Here is a 6,519-nt window from a genome sequence, read left to right as displayed (position 1 = left end):
GCTTTTGACCGAGGACCACCATCTCTCGCGTTAGCGTTTTGGATGGTGCCCTCGTGTGAAACCCACTGTAGTGATCGCACGGCGGCTCGTGGGGCCGAGGCCCCCCCTGCGCGCGGGGGTTCGCGCCGTGCATAAGTGGCACTTCCGCCCGCGGTTTTCAGTGCTCGTGAACGAGGTCACGAACGGCAATCTCGGCCGACCGCCCGGCTAGAATCAGTGCCCTGCCAACTACCGCACACACCGAGGAAAACCGATGTCCATGTCCGACCGCGACGGCAAGATCTGGATGGATGGGCAGATGGTCGAATGGCGCGATGCCAAGATCCATGTGCTGAGCCACACGCTGCACTACGGCTGCGGTGCCTTCGAAGGCGTGCGGGCCTACAACACCGCGCAGGGCACGGCGATCTTCCGGCTGCAGGAACACACCGAGCGCCTGTTCAACAGCGCGAAGATCCTGCGCATGAAGATCCCGTTCACGATGGAACAGGTGATGGACGCGCAGAAGGCCGTGGTGCGCGCGAACCAACTCGAGAGCTGCTACCTGCGTCCGCTGGTGTGGATCGGCTCCGAGAAGCTCGGCGTCAGCCCCAAGGGCAACCGCATCCACCTGATGGTCGCTGCCTGGCCCTGGGGTGCGTACCTCGGCGAAGAGGGCCTGAAGCGCGGCATCCGCGTCAAGACGAGCAGCTACACGCGCCACCACGTGAACATCACGATGACGCAGGCCAAGGCGGTGAGCAACTACACCAACTCCATCCTCGCGAACATGGAAGCCACCGACGACGGCTACGACGAGGCGATGCTGCTCGACGCGAGCGGCTTCGTCAGCGAGGGCGCGGGCGAGAACATCTTCGTGGTCAAGAACGGCGTGATCTACACGCCCGACCTGTCGGCCGGTGCCCTGAACGGCATCACCCGCAACACGGTGTTCCACATCGCCAAGGACCTGGGCCTGGACATCGTGCAAAAGCGCATCACCCGCGACGAGGTGTACATCGCCGACGAGGCCTTCTTCACCGGCACCGCCGCCGAAGTGACCCCGATCCGCGAACTCGACCGCATCGAACTGGGTGCCGGCAGCCGCGGCCCGATCACCGAGAAGATCCAGAGCGCGTTCTTCGACATCGTCGGTGGCCGCAACGCCAAGTACTCGCATTGGCTCTCGAAGGTCTGAGGAACATCCCATGAGCACTTCTTCCACGATCGAACTGGCCGCCAAGGACCTGAACCACCAGGGCGGCGTGTTCTGCCCCAGCCCCAAGGCCGACATGAAGCTCTGGAACAGCCACCCCAAGGTGTACCTGGACGTGGCCAAGACCGGCGAAGCCCGCTGCCCGTACTGCGGCACGGTGTACCGCCTGAAGGCGGGCGAGGTGGTGGCGCACGGCCACTGAAAAGGAACGCCAGACGTCCCGTACAAGGCGCCGCGAGGCGCCTTTTTTGTGTCTGCCCACTCTCCCACCGCCGTGGAAGCCAAAAAAAAGCCACCTTGCGGTGGCTTTGAAAAGTCCTTGGAAGGACGTCGTTGGGAGACCAGATTCAAACGTTGGTACTAACGCATGGTGTTTGCCGGGTCCATGTAGTAAGACATGTTGTGACAGCAACGGGCTCGATTGTGCGATGCCGCATGACAATCGGCCATCCCCTGTTTGGGGGAGTGAGGCCGATTTTTCGTGTCTTTGCCCACAGTTCGGCTCCGCTGACCACCGTTCAGAGCCGATAGCCCGCCGCTGGTCGGCACCGGTCACATCGGCAGTTCGAGCACGAAGCGGGCGCCGCCGCCCGGGCGGTCTTCGCAGCGCACCTGGCCATGGTGGCGCAGGGCAATGGAGCGGACCAGGGACAGGCCCAGCCCCACCCCGCCTTCACGTTCGCTGGCGCCCGGCAGCCGGTAGAACGGCTCGAAGATGCGTTCGCGCAGATCGGCGGGCACGCCCGGCCCCCGGTCCTCGACCGCCACCACCGCCATGGCCGGGCGGCCTGGGGTGGCCCCCACCGCCGGGACCGCGGGCTGGGCCGCGATGACCAGCCGCACCGCCGCCTCTTCGTTGGCCTCACCGGACGCCGGCTGGCCATAACGGCGGGCGTTTTCCAGCAGGTTGCGCAGCACGCGCCGCAGCAGGCGGGCGTGGCCCTGCACCAGCACGGGCGGGGAGCCCTCGGCCACCTCCAGCTCCGCACCGGTACGGGCGCATTCTTCGGCAGCCAGCCCCACCAGATCGATTTCTTCGGTCGGCCCCAGCGCGCCGGCGTCGTGGGCGTCGCGCATGTCCAGCCGGCTGGCCAGCAGGATTTCGTCGACCAGCTGGTCCAGCTCGGCGATGTTGCGGGCGATTTCGGCGCGGGCGCTGGCCGTGCCCGGGTCGCGACCCAGCAGCTCCAGCCCCATGCGGATGCGCGCCAGTGGCGAGCGCAGTTCGTGTGAGGCGTTGGCCAGCAGGGCCTTGTGGGCCTGCAACAGGGTCTGCACACGCTCGGCCGAGGCGTTGAAACGTTCGGCCAGAAACGCCACCTCGTCCTGCCCTTGCACCGGCAGCCGGGTGGTCAGGTCGCCCTGCCCCCAGCGTTCCACCCCTTTTTGCAAGCCTTCCAGGCGCTTGGTCAGCCGCCGCACGACGGGGTAGGCACCCAGCGCCACGGCCAGGCCCACCAGCGAGAGCAGCCAGACGAAGCCGAACGGCGCCTGCAACCAGAAGGCGGTGGAGGTGTTGCGGCGTGCGTTCGGCGCGGCACCGGGTGGCCTGCCAGGGCGGGGCAGCTGCACGTACAGCGTCTGCCCGTCGTTCATGGTCACCTGAAACTCCAGCGACTGCCCCGGCACCCGCACCGCCCGCGCGGGGGACTTGCCCACCACCTCGCCGGCGGCGTTGCGCAGCACCAGTTCGCGCGCCATGCGGGCGTCGCGCTCCTCGCGGTCGTGGTCCAGCGCCATCTGCCACAGCCAGCCCACCACCAGCGTCAGCAAGGCCACGGCCGCCACGATGGCCAGCCAGATGCGCAGGTACAGCTTTTGACCGAGCCGGCTTTTCACGACTCAAGCCCCTTCCAGAACGCAGCCGGCGCGCAGACCCGCACCGAACAGCGTGCCCGAGCCAGAAACACCGTGGAACCGGCTTCGCCGGGCCACAGGTGTTGTCCCCCCAGGGGGGGGGAAGACGCGAAGCGGCGCAGGGGGGCGTACACGCTCAATCCTGCTGCTTGGCGAACACGTAACCCACGCCCCGCACCGTCAGGATGCGCTTGGGGTCCTTGCTGTCGGCTTCGATGGCGTTGCGGATGCGGCCGATGTGCACATCGATGCTGCGGTCGAAAGCTTCGAGCTCACGGCCGCGCACGGCTTCCATGATCTGGTCGCGCGTGAGCACGCGGCCCGCGCGTTCGGCCATGGCCACCAGCAGGTCGAACTGGTAAGAGGTGAGTTCACAGGTCTGACCCGCCACCTGTACCGTGCGCGCGTCGCGGTCGATCTCCAGCGAACCGAAACGCAGCACGGGGGTGGAGCGGGTGGTGGCCGCACCGCCGGGATCGCCGCGACGGCGCAACACGGCGCGGATGCGCGCCAGCAGCTCGCGCGGCTCGAACGGTTTGGGCAGGTAGTCGTCGGCGCCGAGTTCCAGACCAATGATGCGGTCCATCGGATCGCCCTTGGCGGTGAGCATGAGCACCGGCGTGCGCGCCAGATCGCCCGGCAACGCGCGGATGCGGCGGCAGACCTCCAGCCCGTCGATGCCGGGCATCATGAGGTCCAGGATCACCAGCTCGGGCTGCACCATCGGCAGCTGCTCCAGACCAGCCTCGCCGTGGCCGGCGTGCGTCACCTCGAAACCGGACTGCCCCAGGTACTCGGTCACCATCTGGGCCAGGCGGGTGTCGTCTTCGATCATCAAGAGTCGGGAGGTCATGTTTTTCAGTGTAGCGGCGTCAACAGCATGGCCCACATGGTCGCGCGCGCACGCGCAGCCCGTGTGTGGCTCACGTAAAGTTGCGTGAATGTCCGCCACACGCCCCTGGCCCGAGCAGGCCCCACCCCTTCCCGCCGCATCTTTCACGGCCCTGCTGGCACAGCTGCGCGCCCAGGCCCCGGCGGCCCCGGTCCTGAGCTGGCGCGACCCGGCCGATGCGGGCAGCGCTTGGGCCACATGGGACCGCCAGGCCATGGCCGATCAGGTGGACGCTTGCGCGAGGCGGCTGGCCAACGGTCATGGCCTGCGGCCGGGCGACCGCGTGGCCTGGCTGGGCCTGAACCACCCGGCTGTCATCGTGCTGCTGTTTGCCCTGGCGCGGTTGGGCGCGGTGCTGGTGCCGCTGAACCACCGCCTCTCGCCGGCGGAATGGCGGGCTGTGCTGGCCGACTGCGCGCCACGGCTGCTGGTGCACGACGCGCTCTTCACCGACGCGGCGCGTGCACTGGCCGGCGACGGCACCGCCGCACTGGCCTGGGCTGCGTTGGGCGATGCCGGCCACGGCGCACCGCCCCCGCCAGCCGACGCTCCCGACGCGCCGTTGCTGCTGGTCTACACATCGGGCACCAGCGGCCTGCCCAAGGCGGCCGTGCACACCCAGGCCAATCTGCTGGCCAACATGGCCATCGCGGCGCAGGTGCAGGGCCTGACGGCCGACGACGCGGTGCTCACCGTGCTGCCGCTGTTCCACGTCGGCGGCCTGTGCATCCAGACGCTGCCGGCGCTGTCGGTGGGCGCCCACGTGCGCCTGTTCGCGCGCTTTGACGCAGCGGCCACGCTGCACAGCTTCGCCCACGACCGCCCCACGCTCACGCTGCAGGTGCCGGCCACGCTGCAGGCGCTGACGGCGCACGCCGACTGGGCGACCACCGATCTGAACAGCCTGCGCGCCGTCTGGGCCGGCTCCAGCCTGCTGCCGCCGGCGCCGCTGCAAGCCTTCATGGCGCGCGGCGTGCCGGTGTGCAACGTGTACGGCAGCACCGAAACCGGGCCCTTCTCCATCGCCCTGCCGCCGTCCCACGCAGCCGATCACATCGGCTCTTGCGGCTGGCCGGTGCCCGGCGTCGAGGTGCAGTTGTGCGACCCGCGGGGTGTGCCGGTGGCGCCGGGCGCGGTGGGCGAGGTCTGGGTGCGCGGGCCCAACGTGGTGGCTCGCTACTGGCCCGACCGCGCGGCCACCGACGCGGAGGGCTTCTTCCACAGCGGCGACCTGGGGCAGCAGGCGCCGGACGGCAGCTTCACCGTGGTGGGCCGCGCCAAGGACATGATCATTTCCGGCGGCGAGAACATCTACCCGGCCGAGATCGAGAACCTGATCGCCCAGCACCCGGCGGTGGCCGAGTGCAGCGTGGTCGGCCAGGCCGATGCGCGCTGGGGCGAGGTCACCGTCGCCGTGGTGGTGCTGCGCCACGCGGCAGCACACGATGACTGGCAGGCCGCGCTGCAGGCCTGGCTGGACGGCCGGCTGGCGCGCTACAAATGGCCGCGCCGCTGGGTGCGGCTGGACGCCCTGCCCCGCACCGCACTGGGCAAGGTGAAGAAGGCGGAGCTGACGGATCTGCTGCGCACAGACCCCGCTGGGGGTTGAAGGGAAACCGATCGGGAACACCGTGGAACCGGCTTTGCCGGGCCGCAGGTGTTGCCCCCTTGAGGGGGCTGAGGGCTGCGGCTCCAAGTCTGCCTGCGCAGCCTTGGACAGCCCGAAGTGCCACCGGCTCTGACGGTGGCGCGGCCTGCAAGGCACGCGCCGTCAGGCGCGGCGCGGGGGGGGCGTCATGCGTGTGGCCAGCCAGATCAGCACCAGCACCGGCAGGCCCAGGAAGGCGGTGGCGGTGAAGAAGGTCGGGTAGTCGTAGGCATCGACAAACGCGCCCGAATAGCCCGCCAGCCACTTGGGCGCCAGCAGCATCATGGAGCTGAACAGCGCGTACTGCGTGGCCGAGTAGCTGACGTTGGTCAGGCTCGACAGGTAGGCGATGAAGGCGGCGGACGCCACACCCGCGCTCAGGTTGTCGGCCGAGACCACGGCGATCAGCGCCGTCACGTCGTGACCATGGCCGGCCAGCCACGCGAACAGCAGGTTGCTGGCGGCCGATAGCACGGCGCCGAGCATCAGCTCCCGCATCACGCCCAGCCGCAGCGACAGCGCGCCGCCGATGAAGGCGCCCACCAGGGTCATGATCACGCCGTAGACCTTGGTGACCGCGGCCACCTCGTCCTTGGTGTAGCCCATGTCCACATAAAACGGGTTGGCCATGATGCCCATCACCACGTCACTGATGCGGTAAACACCGATCAGCGCCAGGATGAGCAGGGCGTGCGAGCCGTAGCGTTTGAGGAAATCCGCAAACGGTTCGATGAAGGCGCTGCGGAACCACTCGGCCGCGTTGCGGCTGGGCGGCAGCGCCACCTGGGCCGGCTCGCGCGAGAACAGCACCGTGACCACGCCCACCAGCATGCTGGCGGCCATGACGAAGTAGGCGGTGGTCCAGGCGGCGTTCTGGTAGTTCGCGCCCGGGGCGGGTTTGACCGCATCCACCGCCGCCGCCACCGC

At 68.9% G+C, this 6,519-nt stretch carries 6 protein-coding genes; 3 read left to right on the top strand and 3 right to left on the bottom strand.

All coding sequences use genetic code 11. The features are described 5' to 3' along the window. Positions 1-253: 253 nt before the first annotated feature. Both ACR2JA_RS09740 and ACR2JA_RS09735 read left to right on the top strand, forming a co-directional pair. A complete protein-coding gene (locus ACR2JA_RS09740) occupies positions 254-1,177 on the top strand; it encodes a branched-chain amino acid transaminase (RefSeq protein WP_434008889.1) in 924 nt (307 codons plus the stop codon). A 10-nt stretch (positions 1,178-1,187) separates the two neighbouring features. Next, positions 1,188-1,397 carry a zinc-finger domain-containing protein gene (locus ACR2JA_RS09735; RefSeq protein ID WP_434008888.1) on the top strand — a complete coding sequence of 70 codons (210 nt, stop codon included), beginning with the start codon at positions 1,188-1,190 and terminating at the stop codon, positions 1,395-1,397. 350 nt (positions 1,398-1,747) lie between these two features. On the opposite strand, the gene ACR2JA_RS09730 is transcribed toward ACR2JA_RS09735, so the two are convergent. Both ACR2JA_RS09730 and ACR2JA_RS09725 read right to left on the bottom strand, forming a co-directional pair. Further along, entirely contained in the window at positions 1,748-3,034 is a 1,287-nt protein-coding gene (locus tag ACR2JA_RS09730) for a HAMP domain-containing sensor histidine kinase (RefSeq protein WP_434008887.1), read from the bottom strand. 154 nt (positions 3,035-3,188) lie between these two features. Continuing rightward, complete coding sequence (locus ACR2JA_RS09725) at positions 3,189-3,905, bottom strand: response regulator (protein ID WP_434008886.1); 717 nt, start codon at positions 3,903-3,905, stop codon at positions 3,189-3,191. Positions 3,906-3,993: 88 nt separating this feature from the next. On the opposite strand from ACR2JA_RS09725, the gene ACR2JA_RS09720 reads away from it, so the two are divergent. Beyond that, complete coding sequence (locus ACR2JA_RS09720) at positions 3,994-5,553, top strand: class I adenylate-forming enzyme family protein (RefSeq protein WP_434008885.1); 1,560 nt, start codon at positions 3,994-3,996, stop codon at positions 5,551-5,553. Positions 5,554-5,715: 162 nt separating this feature from the next. On the opposite strand, the gene ACR2JA_RS09715 is transcribed toward ACR2JA_RS09720, so the two are convergent. Continuing rightward, the coding region (locus tag ACR2JA_RS09715) for an MFS transporter (RefSeq protein ID WP_434008884.1) at positions 5,716-6,519 on the bottom strand (804 nt) is incomplete at its 5' end.

This window comes from Hydrogenophaga sp., assembly GCF_051007235.1.
Taxonomy (GTDB): Bacteria; Pseudomonadota; Gammaproteobacteria; order Burkholderiales; family Burkholderiaceae_C; genus Hydrogenophaga.
This window is presented reverse-complemented; position numbering and strand designations above follow the sequence as displayed.